Raw genomic sequence first — 19,574 nt, forward strand, 5'->3', positions numbered from 1 at the left:
TATTAGCCGCGCCAGTAACGCCCTGAATTGTCTTGGTTAAATTATCAATAGGTCGTTAAGGGGCTGAAAGCACTGTGGTTTGTGAACGCTGCGTGACGGGTCTGGACAATTCCCCGGCCACGAGGCCGATCAGGACCATCCGGCGCTGTCGAGGCGCGACCAGATGAGGTGCTGGCCGCCGTCGACAACGATCGCCTGGCCGGTCACCGTGCGCGCCTCCAGCAGGTAGCGCAGGGCCGCGACGATATCCTCCGGGTTCGTCCCCCGCTCCAGCAGGCCGGCCTTGCGGCGGGCGCGGAAGCGCTCCTCCGGTTCCTGCTCCGCCTTGAGGGTGGAGCCGGGGGCGATGCCATTGACGCGCACCTTGGGACCGAGGCCCTGCGCTGCGGTGCGCGTGAGCGTCCACAGGCCCATCTTGGCGATGGTGTAGGTGATCAGCTCCGGCGAGAGGTTGCGGATGCGCTGGTCGAGCATGTTGACGCAGAGCGCCTGCGCGATCTTCTCGCCCGCCTCGTCCTCCAGCGGCTCCGGCGCCTGCGCGGCGAAGGCCTGCAGGAGGAAGAGCGGCGCGCGCAGGTTGGTGGCGGTGTTGATCTCCCAGTTCTCGGCGGATGCGGTGTCGATCCGGTCGAACTTGAAGCCGGAGGCGTTGTTGACGAGGCAGGTGAGCGGGCCGCCCAGCGCCTCCGCCGCCTCGGGCACCAGCGCCTCGACGCGGGCGGCATCCATCAGGTCCGCCTGCACCACGGTGGCGCGGCGGCCCATGGCGCGGATCTCCTCCGCCGCCGCCTCAGCGCCGTCGGTGGAGTGGTTGCAATGCAGCGCCACGTCGTGCCCGGCCTCGCCGAGCGCGAGGGCGATGGCCCGGCCGATGCGGGCGCCGGCGCCTGTCACGAGCGCGCGGGGGGAGGCGGGTTTCGTCATAGCAGCACCAGGACGCCGACGATGAAGGCGACATAGAGGGCGACGAAGGCGAGGCCCCAGACGCGCGTGATGTCCCGCCCGCGGATGATGGGCAGAAGCAGGAGGGTCGAGACCAGCATCACCGGCAGGTCGGCGTAGAAGGCCGAGACGGGCACGGGGATGTCGCCGAGGACGGAGGCGACGCCGAGGATGCAGAGCAGGTTGAAGAAGTTCGAGCCGATGACGTTGCCGAGGATGACATCCGCCTGCCGGCGGATGGCGGCGGCGACGGAGGTCGCCAGCTCGGGCAGGGAGGTGCCGACGGCGACGAGCGTGAGGCCGATCACCTGCTCGGAGACGCCCCAGCGCAGGGCGATGTTGGTGGCGCCGTTCACCAGCAGTTCCGCCCCGATGGGCAGGCCGATAAGGCCGGCGAGGATGTAGAGCGCGATCTTGAGGCGGCTGATCGAGGGATCGGCCCCCTCGGGCTGCTCGTCGCTCCCTATCGGGCGCGCCTCGCGGGCGGCGCTGCGCTGGGTCATCGCGCCCCGCACGGTGATCCAGAGGATCGCCGCCAGCGCCGCCAGCAGGATCAGCCCGTCGATGCGGCCGAGGCCGAGGCCGATGGCGGCGAGGGCGATGACCAGCACCGTGGCGCCCAGCATCTGCCAGTAGGACTCGCGAACATCCAGCGCGCCGGAATGGATGGTGCGGAAGATGGCCGGCAGGCCGAGGATGAGCAACACGTTGGCGATATTGCTGCCCACCACGTTGCCCAGTGCCAGCCCCGGGGAGCCGCTGATCACGGCGGCGACGGAGACCAGAAGCTCGGGCGCCGAGGTGCCGAAGGCGACGACCGTGAGCGAGACGACGAGCGCCGGAATGCCGAGGCGCAGCGACAGGTTCACCGCGCCCTTCACGAGCGCATCGCCGGCGAAGACGAGCAGCGCCACCCCGCCGGCGACGAAGAGCCAGTCGATCATGCGCGGCGCTCCCGGCAGGGGCAGGGCCCCTTGCCGATCTGCGGGCGCCCGCAGTCAGGGCATGTCCGGCCCAGCCGCCGCGTCACGCTGTCCGGCAGCTTGGGGAAGCGCAGGCGGCCGAACATGGCGAGCACCGCCATGAAGACGAAGAAGAGCGTGATGACCTTGAAGATCACAGGCCGAACCGTCCGAAGGCGAGGCGGCTCTCGACACTCTCCAGCGCGCCGGCGGCGGCGGTGGCGCCGAGCCGGGCCATCAGGCTCTTCTTCTGCCCGTAGTTGCGGAAGCGCGTCTTCGGCCCGAAGCGGCGCTTCATCTCCGGCACGAGGTGGCCGACCCCGTCCGCCAGCCCCTTCTCGATGGCGCGGTGGCCGATCCAGATGTTGCCGGTGAAGAGGTTCTCGCTCGCGTCCAGCTTGGGGCCGCGGCGGGATTTCACGTGGGCAATGAAGGCCTCGTGGAGCTGGCCGAGCCAAGTCTCCAGCCGCTCGACATCCTGCGGCCGCTCGGGGCGGAAGGGATCGAGCAGGCTCTTCGACTCGCCGGCGGTGTGCACCCGCCGCTCGACGCCGTGGCGGGCGATGAGCTCGTTGAAGCCGAAGCTGGCGGAGATGACGCCGATGGAGCCGACCATCGAGGTCTCGTCGACGAAGATCTCGTCGGCAGCGCAGGCGAGCCAGTACCCGCCCGACGCCGCCACATCCTCGCAGAAGGCGAAGACGGGGACGCGTTTCTCCTCGCTCAGCCGCCGGATGCGGGCGGCGATGAGGGAGGATTGCGCGGCGGAGCCGCCGGGGCAGTTGATGGCCAGCGCCACGGCGGCGGGCTTGCCGCGGCGAAAGGCCTTCTCGATCTGCGCGGCGAGGCCATGATCCGTCAGCCCGGCCCGGGGGCCGGCCGAGGAGATGGGGCCCTCGAGCCGGATGACGGCGACGGTCGGGCGGGAGGAGCCGAAGATACGGTTGAACATGGGACAGATGTAGGGGCCGCCCGGGGGCGCGGCAAGCCGGCGCAGGTGGGCGGCGGGCCGCTCCGGGGAGTCCCGCAGCGTCCCCGGCGGCGGCTGGAATTTGACCAAATGGTCAAATCTTGCCAAGGGCCCGCCCCCGTGGCACCTTCCTTCGGGCAAAGCGCGAGGCCGCCAGATGGACACCACCCACGACACCCGCGCCCCCGCGGCGCAAAATGGGGGGCAGAGCCAGCTCCCGCAGGTGCAGGAGCATCTGCCCCGCAACCCCGGCATGCCGCTCGACGTCGACTGGGTCGCCTCGGTCCAGGCCAATACCTCGGCCATCGAGCGTCGCGCGGCAACGCTCCCCGGCCGCCGCTCCGTCAAGAAGGAGTTCCAGGCCGCCTGGCTCTGCAAGGCCGTCTCGCTGATCGACCTCACGACGCTGGCCGGTGACGACACCGACGGCCGCGTCCGCCGCCTCTGCGCCAAGGCCCGCCAGCCGGTCTCACCCCAGATCCTGGCCGCGCTCGGCATGGAGGGCCTCACCACCGGCGCCGTCTGCGTCTACCATGACATGGTGGAAACCGCCGTGGATGCGCTGAAGGGCACGAACATCCCAGTCGCCGCCGTCTCCACCGGCTTCCCCGCCGGGCTGTCTCCCTTCCGCCTGCGCATCGCTGAAATCGGTGAGAGCGTCTCTGCCGGGGCCGCCGAGATCGACATCGTCATCTCGCGCCGCCACGTGCTCACCCAGAACTGGCAGGCGCTCTATGACGAGATGGCCGAGATGCGCGCGGCCTGCGGTGACGCCCATGTGAAGGCTATCCTCGCCACCGGCGAACTGGGCACCCTGCGCAACGTCGCCCGCGCCAGCCTCGTGTGCATGATGGCCGGGGCGGATTTCATCAAGACCTCCACCGGCAAGGAGGGCGTCAACGCCACCCTGCCCGTCTCGCTCACCATGATCCGCGCCATCCGCGCCTATGAGGCGCGCACCGGCGTGAAGGTCGGCTACAAGCCGGCGGGCGGCATCTCCAAGGCGAAGGATTCGCTGACCTATCTCGCCCTGATGAAGGACGAGCTGGGCGACCGCTGGCTGCAGCCCGACCTCTTCCGCTTCGGCGCCTCGTCCCTGCTGGGCGACATCGAGCGGCAACTGGAACACTACGTGACCGGCGCCTATTCGGCGAGCTGGCGGCATGGGATGGCGTGATGTCTGTCAAAGAAATCTTCGAGAGCATGGATTACGGCCCCGCCCCCGAGAGCGCCAAGGAAGCCCTCGCCTGGCTTGAGGCGAAGGGCGGCATTGCGGGCCCCTGGGTCGGCGGCAAACGGGGCGAGCTTCGCGCCGATATGGAGAGCCGCAACCCCGCCACGGGCGAGCGGCTCGCCGGCCTGACCAAATGCACCGAGGCCGAGGTGAACGCCGCCGTGAAGGCCGCCCGCAAGGCGCAGCCGGGCTGGGAGAAGCTCGGCGGCCACGGGCGCGCGAAGGTGCTCTACGCCATCGCGCGGGGGATGCAGAAGCAATCGCGCCTGCTCGCCGTGATGGAGAGCCTCGACAACGGCAAGCCGATCCGCGAGAGCCGCGACATCGACGTGCCGCTGGCGATCCGCCATTTCTACCACCATGCCGGCGCCGCTCAGCTCTTCGACAGCGAGATGGCGGGCCGCGCGCCCCATGGCGTCTGCGGCCAGATCATCCCGTGGAACTTCCCGCTCCTCATGCTGGCGTGGAAGATCGCCCCGGCGCTGGCGGCCGGGAACACCGTGGTGCTGAAACCCGCCGAATACACCAGCCTCTCCGCCATGGTCTTCGCCGAGATCTGCGCCGAGGCGGGGGTGCCGCCGGGCGTGGTGAACCTCGTCACCGGCGATGGCGAGACGGGGCAGGCGCTGGTCGCGGCCGAGGTCGACAAGATCGCCTTCACCGGCTCCACCGAGGTCGGTCGGCGCATCCGCGAGGCGACGGCGGGGCGGAACATCCCGCTGACGCTCGAGCTGGGCGGCAAGTCCGCCTACATCGTCTTCGACGATGCCGATATCGACAGCGCCATCGAGGGGCTGGTCGATGCCATCTGGTTCAACCAGGGCCAGGTCTGCTGCGCCGGCTCGCGCCTGCTCGTGCATGAGGCGATTGCGGAGGACTTCCACGCCCGCCTCAAGCGCCGGATGGACGGGCTGCGCATCGGCGACCCGCTCGACAAATGCATCGACGTGGGCGCCATCGTTGACCCGGTGCAGCTTCAGACGATCCGCACGCTGGTCGAGGGCAATACGGCCGGCAAGACCTACCACGCCGCCTGCCCCCTGCCCGCCACCGGCGCCTTCTACCCGCCGACGCTGATCACCGGCCTCTCCCCCTCCGATCCGCTGATGCAGGAGGAGATCTTCGGGCCGGTGCTCGTCTCCACCACCTTCCGCACGCCGGCAGAGGCGGTGGAGCTGGCCAACAACACCCGCTACGGGCTGGCCGCGACGCTGTGGACGGAGAACGTGAACCTCGCGCTCGACATGGCGCCGAAGCTCGCCGCCGGGGTCATCTGGGTCAACGCCACGAACCTCTTCGACGCCGCCGCCCCGTTCGGCGGCATCCGCGAAAGCGGCTTCGGCCGTGAGGGCGGACCCGAGGGGATGCGTGCCTATACCAAGCCCGCCAAGCTGGCAGCGGCGCCGAAAGAGCAGAAGGCCTTCGAGGGCGACGGCGCCCCGGAGGGCGGCATCGACCGCACCGCCAAGCTCTATATCGGCGGCAAACAGGTGCGGCCCGACGGGGGCTACTCCCGCGCCGTGCATGGGCCGAAGGGTGCGCTCCTCGGCCATGCCTCCCTCGCCAACCGGAAGGACCTGCGCAACGCCGTCGAGGCGATGAACGCCGCCAGGGGCTGGGGGAAGGCCACCGGGCATCTGCGCGCCCAGATCCTCTATTACATCGCCGAGAACCTCTCGGCGCGGGCCGAGGAATTCGCCGCCCGGCTCAACGCCCTGCAGGGCGGCCACAAGGGCGCGGATGAGGTCGAGGCCTCCGTCCGCCGCCTCTTCACCTACGCGGCTCATGCCGACCGCTACGATGGCCGCGCCGCCGGCGTGCCGCTGCGCGGCGTGGCGCTGGCGATGAAGGCGCCCACGGGCAATATCGCCGCGCTGGCCCCGGCGGCCACACCGCTCCTCGGCCTTGTCTCGCTGATGGCGCCCGCCATCGCCATGGGCAGCCGGGTGACGCTCGTCGCCTCCGAGCCCTTCCCGCTGGCGGCAATGGATTTCTACCAGGTGCTGGAGACCTCCGACGTGCCGGCCGGGGTGGTCAACATCCTCACCGGCGACCATGCCGAGCTGGCGCCGAGCTTCGCCAGCCACATGGACGTGGACGCGGTGTGGAGCTTCTCCGACCCGGCGCTCGCGGCGGGGATCGAAAAGGCCTCCGCCGGCAACCTCAAGCGCACCTGGGTCACCCAGCGCGACTTCACCACGCCGGATGGCGAGGGCGAGGACTTCCTCGAGGCCGCCACCGAGGTGAAGACGATCTGGATTCCCTACGGCGAGTGACGCCGGGCCGCGATTTTCGCGCGAAAATCGTGCACGTAAATCTCGCGATTTCTGCGCCCCCAAGGGGGCGGCGAGTTCCAGATAGACATCGCGGGCGGAAACCATCTGGTTTCCGCCGCCCGCTACTTCTTCGGGCCCGTCCAGCTTTCCCACCAGCGGCCCATCCGCCCGCGCCGTTCGCGCGCTCTCGCCCCGGCCCTGTCCCAGCGGTCGCCGGCGCGCTCCATCGCCGGGTCCAGCCCGCGCTCTCGGAACTGGCGCCACATGGCGCGCAGCATGAAGAAGGCGAAGATCAGGAAGATGAAGAAGCCGATGTTGAACCACGGGATCGGGCGGTACTCCGGCCCCGGCACCTCGCGGATCGCGGTGGCGTTGGGGTAGATGGTGAAGAAGCGGTTCCGCCAGCCGTAATGGCGGATGACCACCCAGTTGGGGTCGGCTGAGGTGCTGCGCACATCCTCCGCCTCGGCCTGCAGGTCGGAGCTGTCGAACTTGAAGTAGGGCGGCCAGATCCAGCCCGTGTCCTCGTTGCGGTAGACCATCGTCTGGTCGCTCCCGCGGATGAGGCCGAAGAGGTAGGTCCGCTGGCGCACCGTGTTGATGAGCCGCAGATCCCGCGTCGTGTTCTCCACGTTGCCCGAATCCGCCTGCGCGTAGAACAGCCGGTTGATCCCGGAGAAGTCGGTGCGGATCACCTCCGTCCCCGTGATGCGCGCCACGTCCTGCTGCGGCAGGGCGTAGTGCAGGAGGCTGCCGACCAGCAGCACCAGCAGGACCCGCCAGAATATCCGGAACGCGCGCATCGTCTTTCCCTTCAGTTCGTGTTCGTCAGCCAGAGGATGATGCCGATGGCCACCACCGGCACCACGTAGATCAGCACGATCAGCCGCCGCCGGAAGCCGGAGAAGTACCTCTCCATGCCCGCCTCCACATAGGCCTCCCGCTCGGCAAGGTCAGCCCCCGGATTCTCCTCCGCCCATTCCTCTTCCAGCCGCTCCCGGCGGACGGAGCGGGAATAGGCGCTGACGGAGAGGAAGATCACCGTCAGCAGCGCGAAGAGCACCAGCACGAAGATGACGAAGCCCATCCTACAGCCTCCGCACCGCGCCCCAGGGGCCGACGGCATCGACGACGTCGAAGCCCTGGTGCGTGTCCTTCCGCCCGGTCGACCAGGGGCCGACCGCCGGCGTCGGCTCGGCCATCGGCGCCTCGTGGCCGAAGAGCGCGTCGCGGGTGCCGGCCTTGTCCACGAGGTACTCGCCGGCGAGGAAGTCGGCGACGTAGGACTTCTTCGCCTCCGGCCAGCCGGCATAGGCGCGGTAGAACGCCTCCTTGTGGCAGATGAAGAGCTGGCGGATATCCAGTGGCGTCAGCTCGGCGAGGAGCTGGTTGACGAGGCTCGCCTCCGGCCCTCGCGCCGCGCGCAGGGTGTAGAAGTAGGCTGGGTGCTCGCTGTCGATCATCGGCCAGGGCCCGCCCGCCTCGGCCCAGCGGGCGAGCGCCGAGAGCCCCTGCCACTCCGCCGGCAGGTGCTGCGCGTAGCGGCGGCCCATGGCACGCAGGTCCCGCCGGGTCGCGCCCTGCAGGCTCTCGCCCATGACGGCGGCGAGTTCGGCGACGATGAAGTCCATCTTCTGATGCAGGATCGCCGCCGCATCGACGCCCCGCGCCTCCACGATCGGCTCGGCGAGGCCGTTGATCTTGAGGAAGCGGGCGATCTCGTTGCGCTCCTTCAGCGCGTAGGTCTCGGCGATCGGCAGGGGCCCCAGCGCCGCCTTGTCGCCGGCCGTGATGGCGGCGGGGTGCGGGACGGAGCGGAAGATGTAGAGCCCGCCGAAGAGCGCCGTCCAGAAATTCTCCTGCGCGAAGGTCATCTTGCCGAGGCGCACCGGGTTGCGGGTGAGGTCCCCCGTCTGCTTGGCCAGCCCGATCATCTCTCCGATCAGCACGTCGTCGTACCAGGCATCCTCCTCGCGCTTGAAGCGGTCGATGAGGGTGCCGAGCTTGTCCGCCGTTGCGACGGTGCCGGCGGTGGTGTCGGCCTCGATGGTGATCTGGCGGATGTCGAAGAGCTTCGCCGCCGTATCCGCCCGGTAGACGGAGTTGATCAGCTCGCCGGCCACCGCATCGCGGGCGGTGAGGGCGAAGAGCTCGCGCTCGTTGGCATCGATGAACTGCCGCAGGATGGCGCGGGAGGTGGAGAACTTGGCGTTGAGCAGCGGGGCAGCGCGCTGGCGGGTGGTGAGCAGGATGAACTGCCGGTTGACCCCGGCCTGGTTGAGATAGAGCGGATCGCCGAACTCGTCGCCGATCTCGGGGGAGAAGCCGGAGATGTCGATATGGAACTCGGTCTGCTCGGTGGTGCGGCCGGTCAACGCCTTGAGCGCGCGGTTGTAGCGCTCCACCCAGACGGGAGAGTCGACCCGGACGAGATTGCCGAACATGAGGCCGCGGGCGATCAGGCGGTGCATGGGTGTCTACACCTTTCCGCGCGCAGGTTCTGGGTCAAAATGAAAGTGGTCGAGTCCCGCTTGCCACATCGTTTGAACCTTCGAAACCAGTTCTGCCAACATAAAACGATCATCATTGTGATGAACCAGCCACTCGTATTCTCCATGCTCTGAAAGCTGTTCGGAGAATGGCACATAGCTGCGAGATATCTCCCAATCCTTGTCGGTGGGCGAACGTTTTAAGTCGAGATGCCTCGTGCGATTTGCAATATCTCGGCAAACGAACCAGCACGGAAATTTTGCGAGAAAAGCGTCTAATTCGGCCTTCTCCACTCCTCCATCCACAATGAGCCACTCTCTTAACGAGTGGGCCCAGATGAAATAGGCCAGTGCAAAGTCAACCGCTTCATAAGCGGGGTGATGCTCCGCATTTTCTGTGGGGAGGTAGGCCATTGTAGAACGTTCCATTACCCTCGCATACCACCGGTTCATGCGGCGATAGTGGTTTCGCCACCCCCCATGCCTGTCTGCACTCCCGAAAACACTCCTAGGTCTCATTTCCATGATGCCCGGAAATTATCACCTATCGGGTCGCCAATCACCACACCCCCTCCTTCCAACGCCCCGGCACGCTCGCCACGGACAGCACCAGCACCGGCGCCCAGAGCAACCCGGCGCTCAGGCCCAGCCGCAGGAAGTGGCCGAGCGTGACGCCCGGGGCGAAGCCGAGCATGGCGCCCACCTGCGTCCCCGACCAAACATAGGTGACCGCGAAGACCCCTGCCGCCAGCACCGTCAGCAGTGCCGCCGAGATCACGCCGTTGAGGATGAGGCCGAAGAACGTCTCCGGCAACCACCGACCCAGGGGCCGCGGGATCAGCGCCGCCAGCGCCACGATCACCAGCCCGGGGAGGAGGCCGCCGCTAAGCATCCTTGCCCTCCAGATACCGCCGCCGCGCCTCGTCGGTCAGGCCCATGTCGCGGACCATGCGGGCGATGGCCTCTTCATCCGACTTGTCGGCGTAGCGGAATTCGCTGTCGGCGTAGCGGTTGATCTCCTGGATCACCATGTCCACCGTGATCGGGCGGCGGAGCTCCTCGATCATGGCGCGCTTGGTGTCGTAGGGCTGGCGGAGGAAGAGGTCCGGCTCCTCCATCCATTCGTCCGGCAGCTCGAAATCCATGGCGCGGACCTTGATTGCGTCCGTGATGTTCTTGATGGCGCGGCCGGTGAAGCGGCTGTCGGCCTCCTGGATGCCCTTGAGATAGGTGCCGAGCTTGGCGATTGTGTCGAGCTGGCCGTGGTCGCGCGTCACCCGCTCGAAGACCCGCGCCAGCCCCTCCTCGTGGGGGCGGGCGTGGCTGGCGTAGCTGCGCTCGACGGCCTGCTGGATGGCCTGGGCGGCGTAGAGCTGATGGTCGCCGAGGGGGATCTGGTGGTTCTTGCCCATTAGCAGGGCGAGAATGTCGATGTAATCCTCGCGGCTCTGCGGCCCGTCGACGAGGAAGCGCCCGCCGGCGCGCTGGCGCAGGGCATCGTCGACATTCTCGGGGTAGTTGGAGAACATGCCGAAGGTGCAATTGCCGCGCACCACGGTGTTGGCGCCGGCGAAGGCGTCCATCAGCACCGAGGTGATCTCCAGCTGCCCGGCGGAGCTCTGGCGGTCGCCGCGCTTGCCGGCGAGCATGTCGATATCGTCGATGGTGCCGAAGCCGATGACAGACGGGTCGAGGATATTGTCGATGAAGGCGCGGGCGTTCTGGCCCGACTTGCCCTGGTAGCTGTCGATATTGTCGGTGGAGAGGTTCTGGTAGCGGAACGGGTAGCCGGCCGCCTGGCAATAGCCGTGGATGAGGCCGGCCATCATCTGGATCAGCGTCGTCTTGCCAGTGCCGGGCGCGCCGTCGCCCATGAAGGTGAAGATGAAGCCGCCGAGTTCGGCAAACGGGTTCAGCCGCCGCTCGAAATCATAGGCCATCAGCATCTTGGCGAGCCGCTGCGCCTGCGCCTTGGCGATGTGGTTGCCGACAACCTCATGCGGCTGCTTGAAGGTCATCGTGAGAGTGGTGGAGCTGCCGCGCGAGGCGGGCTGAAAGCCGCGCAGGGTCAGCCCGTCGGCCTCCACCCGGAAGGCGCGGGTGGCGAAGCTTTCCAGCCGGCCGGCGCTCGCGGCCCGGGTGGCGGCCTTGGCCATCAGCGCTTCGGCGAAGGCGATCACGGTGGCGGCGAGACGGGGTTCGTCGCTGGCATGGGCGGCGATGGCGCGGTCGAGCTCCCAAAGCGCACCGTGCAGCGCGAGGGGGGCGTTGTCGGTGAGGATCTCCTCGACCTCGGCGATCTCCACCTCGGTGCCCGCATGATCCGCCAGCAGGAAGGCGGCGGCGTTGGCGACGGCGTGCAGGGTGAGCAGCGCCTCAGCGGCGAGGAGTTCGGAGAATTCGGCGCGGCGCGCTTCGGGCAGACGGCCTTCGAGATTGGCGCGCTTCAGCTCGGCCAGCGGCGTGGCCTCGGCATAGGCATCGCCCAGCGCCATGGCGATGGCGAGCGCGCGGCGGAGCGCCGATTGCACACTGGCCTTGAGAGGGGAGAGGAGGCCGTCATCCTCCCCCGCCGCCTCGATGCGCTCTAGCAGGGCCACGCCGCGCGCGGCTGTGGTGCGGCGGGTGACGAGGCCGGGGGTGGTGGAGCGGAAGGCGCGGCGCTGGCCGAGCCCTGGCGAGCGCTCGGGCGCAGCCGGTGCCTCGCCCCTGGCGATGCGGGGCGCGTGGTCGAAGCCTTCCAGCAGCGCGAGGGCGGCGGGATAATGCGCGCGGATCTCCTCCTCACGCAGCTCCATCAGGTCACCTTGCTGGCTCATCGCCCCCCCTTACCGGTAGCTCAACACGCGCCCGCCGGAGCCGACGACAAATTTGCGGACGCCCGAGAAGCCGGGCGGGTTCAGCTCGGCGAGGCTCTGGTAGGGGCGCTCGGGCAGGATGACCGCCCGCTCCTGCCGGGAGGCGCCGCTATCGGGGCCGCCACCGGCGAAGGGGTCGAGGGCGAAGACCTCGCGCTCGACCTTGCCGAACCAGCCGGCCTTCTCGACCTCGACCCGTTCCGAGAGCAGCTCCTCCTCCGTCCAGACCAGCGCCCAATCCTCGCCCTCGGGGGCATGGGCGCGCTCAAGCACCTCGCGGATCGGGCCGGACTGGGCGGTGAACTGGTGCGAATACATCGGGCCGATGTGAAAGCGGCGGAGGCGCTTGGGGTGCAGATCGGCGAAATCGGCGTCGAAGCCCTTGGCGATGGTGAGCAGCTTCAGCCCGCCCACGGCCTGCGCCATCAGATGCGCCTGCACCTCGGGCCAGCGCCATTCATCCTTTGGCAGGCCTACGCGGCCCGAATCCTCCACCTCCATCAGGTAGATAACCGGCAGGTTGACCGCGCCGTCATAGACGGCCCAGCGGATCAGGTAGGTCCGCCGCTCCTCGCCCTTCAGCCAGATCGCCTCGGGATCGTTGCGGGCGAGGAAGAGATCACCCTTCGCCAGCTCCTCGTAATAGAGCCGCTGCGAGAGCGTGTATTGCAGCCGCGTCGGCATCTCTTGCTCGGCGAGGATGAAGCGGACCATCTCGTCTTTCAGCGCGGCGGCGGTGGGCGTCTGCGCGAGGTGGCTCTGCGCCTGCACGGCATCGTTCGCGAGCACCAGAAGCTCGGCGAGCACCGGGAAGCCGCTCTCCACCCGGTCGATGGTGAGCTTCCCGGCGTTGGGCAGGCGGCCGGCGAAGCGGTACTTCAGCCCCAGCGCCTTGAAGGTGAGCGTAAGCCCGACGAGGTAGCGGGCCAGCGCCTGCACCTCGCGGCGGCTGAGGCGGCCCTCCGCCTCCATCTGCGCGGCAACGCGGGCGAGATGGCCGGTGATGCCGGCGAACTTGCCGAAGTAGCGGCGGGTGACGCGGGTGTCTTCCAGCTGGAAATGGTCGAGCGGCGTTTCGGTCATGGGGCGATCTGCCCGTTCCGGTCGATCCCGTAGAGCCGAGTGAGCAGCGGGCCGGCCCGGCCATCACAGCGGCGCTGCCATTTCTCCATCAGCACCGCGCTTCGGGCGCCGTCCATCAGGCGCCACAGGCCCCGCTGGAAGAGCGGGATGCCTCCGGCGAGCACCAGCGTGAGGGCGGCCAAGGAGAGCACCCGGCCCTGCAGGGTGACATCGCCAGACATCGCCCAGGTTGTGGGCTCGATTTGGTGGGCAGCCAAGGCCAGCGCCAGGCCGGCCACGACGCAGAGCCAGCAGCGCAGGCGGATCATTCGGCCCCGTAGAGGTTCTTGTCGTGTTTCTCGACGATCTTGTTGAAGCGGCGGATGAAGCGCTCGTCGGCCTTGGCCTTCTGCTCCAGCACCTGCCGGGCGAAGACCATGTGGTCCTCGTGCTTTTCCAGCATGTCGGCCATCTTGTTGTTGGTCGCAGCCCCGATGGCGGCCATGGCCGTCTGCGCCTCTTGATCCGTCTTCACGCCGATCTCGTTGATGCGGTGCGCGACATCCTGCTGCTGCGCCGTCTTCAGCGAGGAGGAGAGGGCATCGTAGAGCACGACACGCTGCTTGGTGTCCGTCTGCAGCTTGTTGATCAGCACCATCTGCGTCGCCGCCTGGTTCTGCAGCGAATCGACCCAGGTCTTGCCCTTCTCGATATAGCGCTCGAGCGTCTGGCTTTTCGCGAGTTGCACCTGCTCCTGCTGCACCAGCTCGTTGTGGCGCTTGTTGAGCTCGGCGAGTTCGCTTTCCAGCCGGGTGCGGGCGGCGGCGTCCTGCTCGACGGCGATCTTGTTCTCCAGCGCGATGATGTCCGGGTCCATCCCCGCCACCTCGGCTCGCACGGCTTCGAGCGTGGCGACGGTCTGCTCGCGCTCTTCCAGAGTGCCGGTGAGGTTCTTCTCCACCCGCGCCTTCTGCTCATTGAGCATGGTGAGCTGGCCTTCGAGCAACTTCACGATGACGTCGGACTTGGCGATGAGATCCTGCAGCTTGTCGTCGATGCTGGCGGTGCGCATCCGCTCCTGCCGCAGCGATTCCGCCTTGTGGCGCGAGAAGACGCCGACGAAGCTTTCCCAGCCCGTCTTGTTGCGCATCTCGTCGAAATCCTTCGAGAAGGCAGCGGTGACGTCATCGAGCCCCATGATGAGCTCGGCGATATTGGCGTTCATCACCTCGGTATGGGCATGAACGTCTTCCAGCGAGGCGTTCTCGATGTCGATCGAGGCGTCTGTGCCCTCGGCCATCTTCTGGCGGGCCGTCTCGATCCGGCCGGTCAGCTCGGAGATCTTGGCCTGGCTCTCGGCCACCTGGGCCTGGCTCTGGCGGATCTGGGCGTCGAAATCGGCCATCGGATGTCCTCGCGTGACTGGTTTGGTGAATATCTGGGCGATGATACCCGGGCTTGCAAAGGGTCATAGGCTGAATTGAGGGGCGGGCGGCGAAATTCCCCCCTCGCTGGCCGGGCCCCGGGGCGGCTCTATCTGGCCGGGGGACCGCCGCCGCAGCCCGGGAGACGTGCCATGCAGACCGCCCTCATCATGGGGCTCATCGCCTCCTCCGCCTTCCCCATCGGTGTCGCCATCGGGCTGATCCTGCCGATCCCGCGGCGCGTGCTGGCGGGGATCATCGCCTTCGGGGCCGGCGTGCTCGTCGTGGCGCTGACGTCGGAGCTGATGTCCGAGGCGGTGGAGCAGGGCTACATCGGCTGGGCCGTGGCGGGCCTGATGACCGGCAGCCTCGTCTACATCGCCATCGACCAGGCGCTGGAGCGGGCGGCGGAGAAGAGCCCCCGCCGCGAGGGCCGCGACGAGGACGACGTGAAGGAGGGGGCGCAGGACATTCCCGAGACGCAGGAGCAGGCCACCATCTCCGGCATGGCGGTGCTGGTGGGCACGGTGCTCGACGGGGTGCCGGAGAACGCCGCGATCGGCATCGGGCTGGCGGCGGAGACGGGGCCGGGCCTTGGCTACGTGCTCCTCGGCGCCGTCTTCCTCTCCAACCTGCCGGGCGCCATCGCCTCTACCGTGGGGATGCAGAAGGAGGGGCGCTCCACCGCCTACATCATCATCGCGTGGAGCCTCGTGGCCCTCGCCTGCACCGGCTCCTGCGTCCTCGGTTACGCGCTGCTCTCCGGCCTCTCGCCGGCGGCGCAGGGCTTCATCCTCGCGCTGGCGGCGGGCGGCATCCTCGCGATGCTGGCCGACACAATGTTCCCCGAGGCGTTCAAGACCGGCGGGCCATGGGTGGCGCTGGCCGCCACGCTCGGCTTCGCCGCCGCCTTCCTGCTGACGGAGCTGTCCTAGAAGCCGGCAGCGCCTAGCGCTCGAGATCCTCGCGCGTGAAGACCGGATAGACAGGCAGGCCGGGCACCCCCGCGATGGCCGGCGGCAAGCAGAAGGGGCGCCGGCCTCTAACCCCCGCGCCCCAAGTCTTTGGTTCCGATAATCCTCGGAGGGGTCCGGGGGCGGACAGCCCCCCGATCCGCCACCCGCCATGCGGGCGCCGTCAGCCCCCGGAGACGTCGTAGCTCGCCATGCTCGGCCCCTGGTCGTTGGTGTGCAGCAGCTCCTCCGGCGGGATGTAGACCGGCGGCAGCTCGACCCCCCGGTTGGCGAGGGGCGCGCCCTCGATGGCGATGGAATCGCTGTAGCTGCGGATCACCACGCGTGTGCCATTGGGCACCCGCTCGAAGAGGTCGATGACGTCGTGGTTGAACATGCGGATGCAACCGGCGGAGCCGGAGTTGCCGATGCTCGTCAGATCGTTGGTGCCGTGGATGCGGTAGTAGGTGTCCCGCCCGCCCCGGTAGAGGTAGAGCGCCCGCGCGCCCAGCGGACTCGACAGGCCGCCCGGCACGCCGCCGCGGTAGGGCTCGTAGAGCTGCGGCTCGGTGCGCAGCATGTTGGCCGTCGGTGTCCAGCCCGGCCATTCGGCCTTGCGGTTGATGGTGACGCTGCCGGAGAGAGACTTGCCCTCGCGCCCCACGGCGATGGGGTAGCGCATGGCCATGCCGCCTTCCATCACCCAGTAGAGGAACTTGGCGTGGGGATCGATCTCGATCGTCCCCGGCGCCTCGCCGCCCGGGTAGGACACGTAGGCGCGGCGGTTGACGCCTTCGAGGTACTGCGGGGGCACCGGCGGCAGGGTGTATTCCCCGTCCTGCAGCAGGCTGTAGCCCTCGACGATCTGGTTGGACGGCACGCCGCCGATGATCTCCAGCGGAGCGGCAGGCTCCGTGGGGTTGGACAGGGGCGCGGGCGCGCAGGCGGAGAGGAGCGCCATGGCGCCCAGGGCCGGCCAAAGGGGCGAGCGGCCCGGCCGGAAGAGGGTGGAGTGAAACATGTGGCAGCCTTGAAACACAAAGAGTTGGGTTAACGGTAGACCTCTAGCGCCGTCTCCGCAAATAGCGAAAGCGGCGGATTGCCCCGGTCGAAACGGGCCCGGTCGAAACGGCATGACAGCGCGGCGGGGCCGGCCTAGCCTGCGCCCATGCAGCCCGGACCCCGCAATCTCATCACCGACATCGCCGGCCTCCGCGTCGGCCATGCCCATGATGCCGCCCTCTCCTCCGGCACCACCGTGCTGACGGCTGCGGCGCCTTTCACCGCCTCTTGCGCCGTCATGGGTGGCGCTCCCGGCACGCGCGACACCGAGCTTCTGGCCCCCGACAAGCTGGTCGGCGGGGTGGATGCGCTGGTGCTCTCCGGCGGCAGCGCCTTCGGCCTCGCCGCCTGCGACGGTGTCGCGGCGCGGCTGCGCGCGGCGGGGAGGGGGATGGATTTCGGCGGGGTGACGGTGCCCATCGTCCCCGGCGCCATCCTCTTCGACCTGATGAACGGCGGGCGGAAGGACTGGGCGGAGAGCCCCTACCCCGCCCTCGGCGCCGCCGCCTATGACGCGGCGGCAGAGGATTTCGACCTCGGCTCCGTCGGCGCCGGCTTCGGCGCGACGACGGCGGACGTGCGCGGCGGCCTCGGCTCCGCCTCCGCCGTCCTTGCCGGCGGCGTGACGGTCGGGGCGCTGGTGGCGGTGAACCCGGTCGGCTCGCCGCTGGTGCCCGGTGGCGGCCATTTCTGGGCGGCGCCGTGGGAGCAGGGGGAAGAGTTCGGAGGGCGTGGCGCGGCGCGGGACTACCCGACGGGGCCGGGGCCGACGAAGGTCTCCCCCGGCGAGAACACCACGATCGCCATCGTCGCGACGGATGCCAGGCTCGACAAGGCCGGCTGCCAGCGCCTCGCCATCGCCGCCCATGACGGCATCGCCCGGGCCATCGTCCCCGCCCACACGCCCTTCGACGGAGACCTCGTCTTCGCCGTCAGCGCCGGGGATCGCGAGGTCGACCCCGTCGGCCTCATGCAGGTCGGCCACGCGGCCGCCACCTGCCTCGCCCGGGCCATCGCCCGCGCCGTCTTCCATGCCGCCCCCGGCGCCGCCCAGCCGAGCTGGCAGGAGCGGTTCGGCGCGGCGGGCGGGGGCCGGTAGCCCCCGCCCTGCCTCTTGCCTCAGGCGCGCAGGCGCCAGCCGGTGCGGAAGATCCAGGCGATGACGCCGAGACAGACCGCCGTGAAGATCGCGATGGCGAAGAGCGAGGTGCCCACGGCGACGTCCGACTGGCCGAAGAAGCTCCACCGGAAGCCGGAGATCAGGTAGAATACCGGGTTGAGGTGGATCAGCCCCTGCCAGAACGGCGGCAGCATCGAGGCGGAGTAGAACGAGCCGCCAAGGAAGATCAGCGGCGTCAGGATCAGCTGCGGCACGAGGTTGAGCTGCTCGAAGCTGTTCGCCCAGATGCCGATGATGAAGCCGAGGAGCGCGAAGCTCAGACAGGTGAGCAGCAGGAACCCGACCATCGCGAAGGGGTGCAGGATCGATATCTCCACGAAGAAGAACGAGGTGCCGAGGATGATCGTGCCGATGATGAGCGCCTTGGTCATCGCCGCGCCGACAAGCCCCAGCGTCACCTCGAAGAAGTTCACCGGCGCCGCCAGCATCTCGTAGATCGCGCCCATGTACTTGGGAAAGTAGATGGCGATGGCGGAGTTGGTGGTGCCCTGCATCATCACCGTCAGCATGATGAGGCCGGGCACGATGTAGGCGCCGTAGCTCACCCCCTCCACCTGGTCGATGCGGCTGCCGATGGCGGCGCCGAAGACGACGAAGTAGAGCGAGGTGGAGATGACGGGGGCGACCAGCGATTGCACGATGGTGCGGCGGAAGCGCTGCATCTCGCGCTTGTAGATGGTGGCGACGGCGTGTCCGTTCATTCGGCCGCCTCCTTTTCCTTGTCGTCTTCGTGGACGAGCCCGACGAAGATTTCCTCGAGGCTCGACTGCTTCGTCGAGAGGTCCGCCAGCTTCAGCCCCTCGTCGCGGATCGCGGTGAGCAGGCGGGTGATGCCAGTGTTCCCCGAGGCGCTGTCGTAGCTGTAGGAGAGCGTCTGCGGCCCCTCCATCACCACGCCCTTCTCGGCGAGCACCGGCGGCAGGGTACCGATGGATTCGGCCAGCTCGATGGTGAGCGTCTTGTGGCCCATGCGGCGCATCAGGGTGTCCTTGCGCTCCACCAGCCGGATCTCGCCGCCGGTGATGACGGCGATGCGGTCGGCCATCGCCTCCGCCTCCTCGAGGTAGTGGGTCGTCAGGATGATGGTGGTGCCGGCCTGGCGCAGCTCTTCGACCACCTCCCACATGCCCTTGCGCAGCTCGACGTCGACACCCGCCGTCGGCTCGTCGAGGAACAGCACGTTCGGCTCGTGGGAGAGCGCCTTGCCGATCAGCACCCGCCGCTTCATGCCGCCGGAGAGGGACATGACGTTGCCGTCCTTCTTGTCCCAGAGCGAGAGCTGGCGGAGCACCTTCTCGATATGCGCGTCGTCGCGGGGCTTGCCCCAGAGGCCACGCGTGAAGGCGAGGGAGTCCCAGACCTTCGCGTACATGTCGATGTTGACCTCCTGCGGGACGATGCCGATCTGCCGGCGCGCCGCCTTGGGGTTCGTCGCGGCATCGAAGCCGCCGACGCGGATGGTGCCGGAGGTGGGTTCGGTGATGCCGCAGATGGTGGAGATCAGGGTCGTCTTGCCGGCGCCGTTCGGCCCGAGCAGGGCGAGAATCTCCCCCTCTTCGATGGAGAGCGAGACGCCCTTCAGCGCCTCGAACCCGCCGTCATAGGTCTTTCGGAGGTTCTCGACCTCGATCATGGCCGCCATGGGGCTGCCTCCCTCGTTACCGGATTGTAGCACCGGCGGGAGGCCCGCGCGGGTGCTGTCGGCGCCTCACATAGGGGTGAGCGGCGGCGAGGCCAAGGGCGCCTGCCCGATTTGCGGGCGCTCCGGAGGCACCGGAGGCCCGTCCGCCCCGCAGGCAGAGAGCAGGAGCAGCAGCCCCGCGAGGAGAGCATGGCGCATGACATCGATCCTCCGCGGCACCCGGCCGCCCGGGCGGAGGATAGCGCGGGAGGGGGCGATTGCCGAGGGGGTGGAGTGAGGTGGTAGCCGAGATGGTGCGAGGTGGAGCGCTCCGGGGACTACGCCGCCGCTCGTCTCCCCGCGCGGACTCAAGGCCGCAGGCCGCCGCGCGAGCGCCGGCCCGTCCCCGCGGGCTGGCGCTCTGGTTGGGCTGGGTGCCTTGCTCGGAGCGAGGAGGGGCTTGGCGGGCATGAAGAGCTCCGCACCAACGTTGCAGCGCCACCCCACGGGCCGACGTGCAACCGAGGCTCCCCGTGGAGAG

At 68.7% G+C, this 19,574-nt stretch carries 20 protein-coding genes; 4 read left to right on the forward strand and 16 right to left on the reverse strand.

Annotated features, from left to right (window positions below; genetic code table 11):
• Positions 1 to 129: 129 nt before the first annotated feature.
• Genes GY170_RS15190 through GY170_RS15205 form a run of 4 tightly spaced genes read right to left on the reverse strand, consistent with a single transcriptional unit; the run spans position 130 to position 2,856 of the window.
• Complete coding sequence (locus GY170_RS15190) at positions 130 to 924, reverse strand: SDR family oxidoreductase (RefSeq protein WP_163895114.1); 795 nt, start codon at positions 922 to 924, stop codon at positions 130 to 132.
• Complete coding sequence (locus GY170_RS15195; protein ID WP_163895116.1) at positions 921 to 1,886, reverse strand: calcium/sodium antiporter; 966 nt, start codon at positions 1,884 to 1,886, stop codon at positions 921 to 923. The genes GY170_RS15190 and GY170_RS15195 overlap by 4 nt, the downstream gene beginning before the upstream one ends.
• Positions 1,883 to 2,062: a hypothetical protein gene (locus GY170_RS15200; RefSeq protein WP_163895118.1), complete on the reverse strand. Its 180-nt coding sequence runs from the start codon at positions 2,060 to 2,062 to the stop codon at positions 1,883 to 1,885. The genes GY170_RS15195 and GY170_RS15200 overlap by 4 nt, the downstream gene beginning before the upstream one ends.
• Positions 2,059 to 2,856 (reverse strand): S49 family peptidase, encoded by a 798-nt coding sequence (locus tag GY170_RS15205; RefSeq protein WP_163895120.1) that lies wholly within the window; start codon positions 2,854 to 2,856, stop codon positions 2,059 to 2,061. The genes GY170_RS15200 and GY170_RS15205 overlap by 4 nt, the downstream gene beginning before the upstream one ends.
• 175 nt (positions 2,857 to 3,031) lie before the next feature.
• Between GY170_RS15205 and deoC the strand changes: the two genes are divergently transcribed.
• Both deoC and GY170_RS15215 read left to right on the forward strand, forming a co-directional pair.
• A complete protein-coding gene (deoC, locus tag GY170_RS15210; RefSeq protein ID WP_163895122.1) occupies positions 3,032 to 4,051 on the forward strand; it encodes a deoxyribose-phosphate aldolase in 1,020 nt (339 codons plus the stop codon).
• A complete protein-coding gene (locus GY170_RS15215) occupies positions 4,051 to 6,384 on the forward strand; it encodes an aldehyde dehydrogenase family protein (protein ID WP_163895124.1) in 2,334 nt (777 codons plus the stop codon). The genes deoC and GY170_RS15215 overlap by 1 nt, the downstream gene beginning before the upstream one ends.
• Before the next feature lie 122 nt (positions 6,385 to 6,506).
• Here GY170_RS15215 and GY170_RS15220 read toward each other — a convergent pair whose 3' ends face one another.
• The 9 genes from GY170_RS15220 to GY170_RS15260 all read right to left on the reverse strand — a co-directional run bounded on the left by GY170_RS15220 (position 6,507) and on the right by GY170_RS15260 (position 14,198).
• Positions 6,507 to 7,187 carry a DUF1523 family protein gene (locus GY170_RS15220; RefSeq protein WP_163895126.1) on the reverse strand — a complete coding sequence of 227 codons (681 nt, stop codon included), beginning with the start codon at positions 7,185 to 7,187 and terminating at the stop codon, positions 6,507 to 6,509.
• Positions 7,188 to 7,198: 11 nt separating this feature from the next.
• On the reverse strand, positions 7,199 to 7,471 hold the full coding sequence (locus GY170_RS15225; protein ID WP_163895128.1) for a hypothetical protein: 273 nt from the start codon (positions 7,469 to 7,471) through the stop codon (positions 7,199 to 7,201).
• A gap of 1 nt (position 7,472) precedes the next feature.
• Positions 7,473 to 8,855, reverse strand: coding sequence for a DUF6638 family protein (locus GY170_RS15230; protein ID WP_163895130.1), 1,383 nt, complete (start codon positions 8,853 to 8,855; stop codon positions 7,473 to 7,475).
• Between the two features lie 6 nt (positions 8,856 to 8,861).
• Positions 8,862 to 9,287: a hypothetical protein gene (locus tag GY170_RS15235; protein WP_163895131.1), complete on the reverse strand. Its 426-nt coding sequence runs from the start codon at positions 9,285 to 9,287 to the stop codon at positions 8,862 to 8,864.
• Positions 9,288 to 9,432: 145 nt separating this feature from the next.
• Positions 9,433 to 9,765: a hypothetical protein gene (locus GY170_RS15240; RefSeq protein WP_163895133.1), complete on the reverse strand. Its 333-nt coding sequence runs from the start codon at positions 9,763 to 9,765 to the stop codon at positions 9,433 to 9,435.
• Positions 9,758 to 11,692: an AAA family ATPase gene (locus GY170_RS15245; RefSeq protein WP_163895135.1), complete on the reverse strand. Its 1,935-nt coding sequence runs from the start codon at positions 11,690 to 11,692 to the stop codon at positions 9,758 to 9,760. The genes GY170_RS15240 and GY170_RS15245 overlap by 8 nt, the downstream gene beginning before the upstream one ends.
• A 9-nt stretch (positions 11,693 to 11,701) precedes the next feature.
• Positions 11,702 to 12,814 (reverse strand): hypothetical protein, encoded by a 1,113-nt coding sequence (locus GY170_RS15250; protein WP_163895137.1) that lies wholly within the window; start codon positions 12,812 to 12,814, stop codon positions 11,702 to 11,704.
• Positions 12,811 to 13,035 (reverse strand): hypothetical protein, encoded by a 225-nt coding sequence (locus tag GY170_RS15255; protein ID WP_167803323.1) that lies wholly within the window; start codon positions 13,033 to 13,035, stop codon positions 12,811 to 12,813. The genes GY170_RS15250 and GY170_RS15255 overlap by 4 nt, the downstream gene beginning before the upstream one ends.
• A gap of 83 nt (positions 13,036 to 13,118) precedes the next feature.
• Positions 13,119 to 14,198 (reverse strand): coiled-coil domain-containing protein, encoded by a 1,080-nt coding sequence (locus tag GY170_RS15260; protein WP_163895140.1) that lies wholly within the window; start codon positions 14,196 to 14,198, stop codon positions 13,119 to 13,121.
• Between the two features lie 171 nt (positions 14,199 to 14,369).
• Between GY170_RS15260 and GY170_RS15265 the strand changes: the two genes are divergently transcribed.
• The gene (locus tag GY170_RS15265; protein ID WP_163895142.1) at positions 14,370 to 15,152 is read left to right on the forward strand and encodes a ZIP family metal transporter; all 783 of its coding nucleotides are present in this window, start codon (positions 14,370 to 14,372) and stop codon (positions 15,150 to 15,152) included.
• A 202-nt stretch (positions 15,153 to 15,354) separates the two neighbouring features.
• Here the strand turns inward: GY170_RS15265 and GY170_RS15270 are convergent, their stop codons facing one another.
• Positions 15,355 to 16,191, reverse strand: coding sequence for a L,D-transpeptidase (locus tag GY170_RS15270; RefSeq protein WP_163895144.1), 837 nt, complete (start codon positions 16,189 to 16,191; stop codon positions 15,355 to 15,357).
• Positions 16,192 to 16,338: 147 nt separating this feature from the next.
• On the opposite strand from GY170_RS15270, the gene GY170_RS15275 reads away from it, so the two are divergent.
• Entirely contained in the window at positions 16,339 to 17,331 is a 993-nt protein-coding gene (locus GY170_RS15275) for a P1 family peptidase (RefSeq protein ID WP_163895146.1), read from the forward strand.
• A gap of 20 nt (positions 17,332 to 17,351) precedes the next feature.
• On the opposite strand, the gene GY170_RS15280 is transcribed toward GY170_RS15275, so the two are convergent.
• Entirely contained in the window at positions 17,352 to 18,113 is a 762-nt protein-coding gene (locus tag GY170_RS15280; protein WP_163895148.1) for an ABC transporter permease, read from the reverse strand.
• Positions 18,110 to 19,054, reverse strand: a complete 945-nt coding sequence (locus GY170_RS15285) for an ABC transporter ATP-binding protein (RefSeq protein WP_163895150.1) — start codon at positions 19,052 to 19,054, stop codon at positions 18,110 to 18,112. The genes GY170_RS15280 and GY170_RS15285 overlap by 4 nt, the downstream gene beginning before the upstream one ends.
• Positions 19,055 to 19,574: the final 520 nt, after the last annotated feature.

This window comes from Pseudoroseicyclus tamaricis, assembly GCF_012070395.1.
Taxonomy (GTDB): domain Bacteria; phylum Pseudomonadota; class Alphaproteobacteria; order Rhodobacterales; family Rhodobacteraceae; genus Pseudoroseicyclus_A; species Pseudoroseicyclus_A tamaricis.

What these genes read in the sequence shown, in the direction of transcription:
- GY170_RS15190 (WP_163895114.1), bottom strand. Translation starts at nt 924, where the DNA reads ATGACGAAACCCGCCTCCCCCCGCGCGCTCGTGACAGGCGCCGGCGCC.
- GY170_RS15195 (WP_163895116.1), bottom strand. Translation starts at nt 1,886, where the DNA reads ATGATCGACTGGCTCTTCGTCGCCGGCGGGGTGGCGCTGCTCGTCTTC.
- GY170_RS15205 (WP_163895120.1), bottom strand. Translation starts at nt 2,856, where the DNA reads ATGTTCAACCGTATCTTCGGCTCCTCCCGCCCGACCGTCGCCGTCATC.
- deoC (WP_163895122.1), top strand. Translation starts at nt 3,032, where the DNA reads ATGGACACCACCCACGACACCCGCGCCCCCGCGGCGCAAAATGGGGGG.
- GY170_RS15215 (WP_163895124.1), top strand. Translation starts at nt 4,051, where the DNA reads ATGTCTGTCAAAGAAATCTTCGAGAGCATGGATTACGGCCCCGCCCCC.
- GY170_RS15220 (WP_163895126.1), bottom strand. Translation starts at nt 7,187, where the DNA reads ATGCGCGCGTTCCGGATATTCTGGCGGGTCCTGCTGGTGCTGCTGGTC.
- GY170_RS15225 (WP_163895128.1), bottom strand. Translation starts at nt 7,471, where the DNA reads ATGGGCTTCGTCATCTTCGTGCTGGTGCTCTTCGCGCTGCTGACGGTG.
- GY170_RS15230 (WP_163895130.1), bottom strand. Translation starts at nt 8,855, where the DNA reads ATGCACCGCCTGATCGCCCGCGGCCTCATGTTCGGCAATCTCGTCCGG.
- GY170_RS15235 (WP_163895131.1), bottom strand. Translation starts at nt 9,287, where the DNA reads ATGGCCTACCTCCCCACAGAAAATGCGGAGCATCACCCCGCTTATGAA.
- GY170_RS15240 (WP_163895133.1), bottom strand. Translation starts at nt 9,765, where the DNA reads ATGCTTAGCGGCGGCCTCCTCCCCGGGCTGGTGATCGTGGCGCTGGCG.
- GY170_RS15245 (WP_163895135.1), bottom strand. Translation starts at nt 11,692, where the DNA reads ATGAGCCAGCAAGGTGACCTGATGGAGCTGCGTGAGGAGGAGATCCGC.
- GY170_RS15250 (WP_163895137.1), bottom strand. Translation starts at nt 12,814, where the DNA reads ATGACCGAAACGCCGCTCGACCATTTCCAGCTGGAAGACACCCGCGTC.
- GY170_RS15255 (WP_167803323.1), bottom strand. Translation starts at nt 13,035, where the DNA reads ATGTCTGGCGATGTCACCCTGCAGGGCCGGGTGCTCTCCTTGGCCGCC.
- GY170_RS15260 (WP_163895140.1), bottom strand. Translation starts at nt 14,198, where the DNA reads ATGGCCGATTTCGACGCCCAGATCCGCCAGAGCCAGGCCCAGGTGGCC.
- GY170_RS15265 (WP_163895142.1), top strand. Translation starts at nt 14,370, where the DNA reads ATGCAGACCGCCCTCATCATGGGGCTCATCGCCTCCTCCGCCTTCCCC.
- GY170_RS15270 (WP_163895144.1), bottom strand. Translation starts at nt 16,191, where the DNA reads ATGTTTCACTCCACCCTCTTCCGGCCGGGCCGCTCGCCCCTTTGGCCG.
- GY170_RS15275 (WP_163895146.1), top strand. Translation starts at nt 16,339, where the DNA reads ATGCAGCCCGGACCCCGCAATCTCATCACCGACATCGCCGGCCTCCGC.
- GY170_RS15280 (WP_163895148.1), bottom strand. Translation starts at nt 18,113, where the DNA reads ATGAACGGACACGCCGTCGCCACCATCTACAAGCGCGAGATGCAGCGC.
- GY170_RS15285 (WP_163895150.1), bottom strand. Translation starts at nt 19,054, where the DNA reads ATGGCGGCCATGATCGAGGTCGAGAACCTCCGAAAGACCTATGACGGC.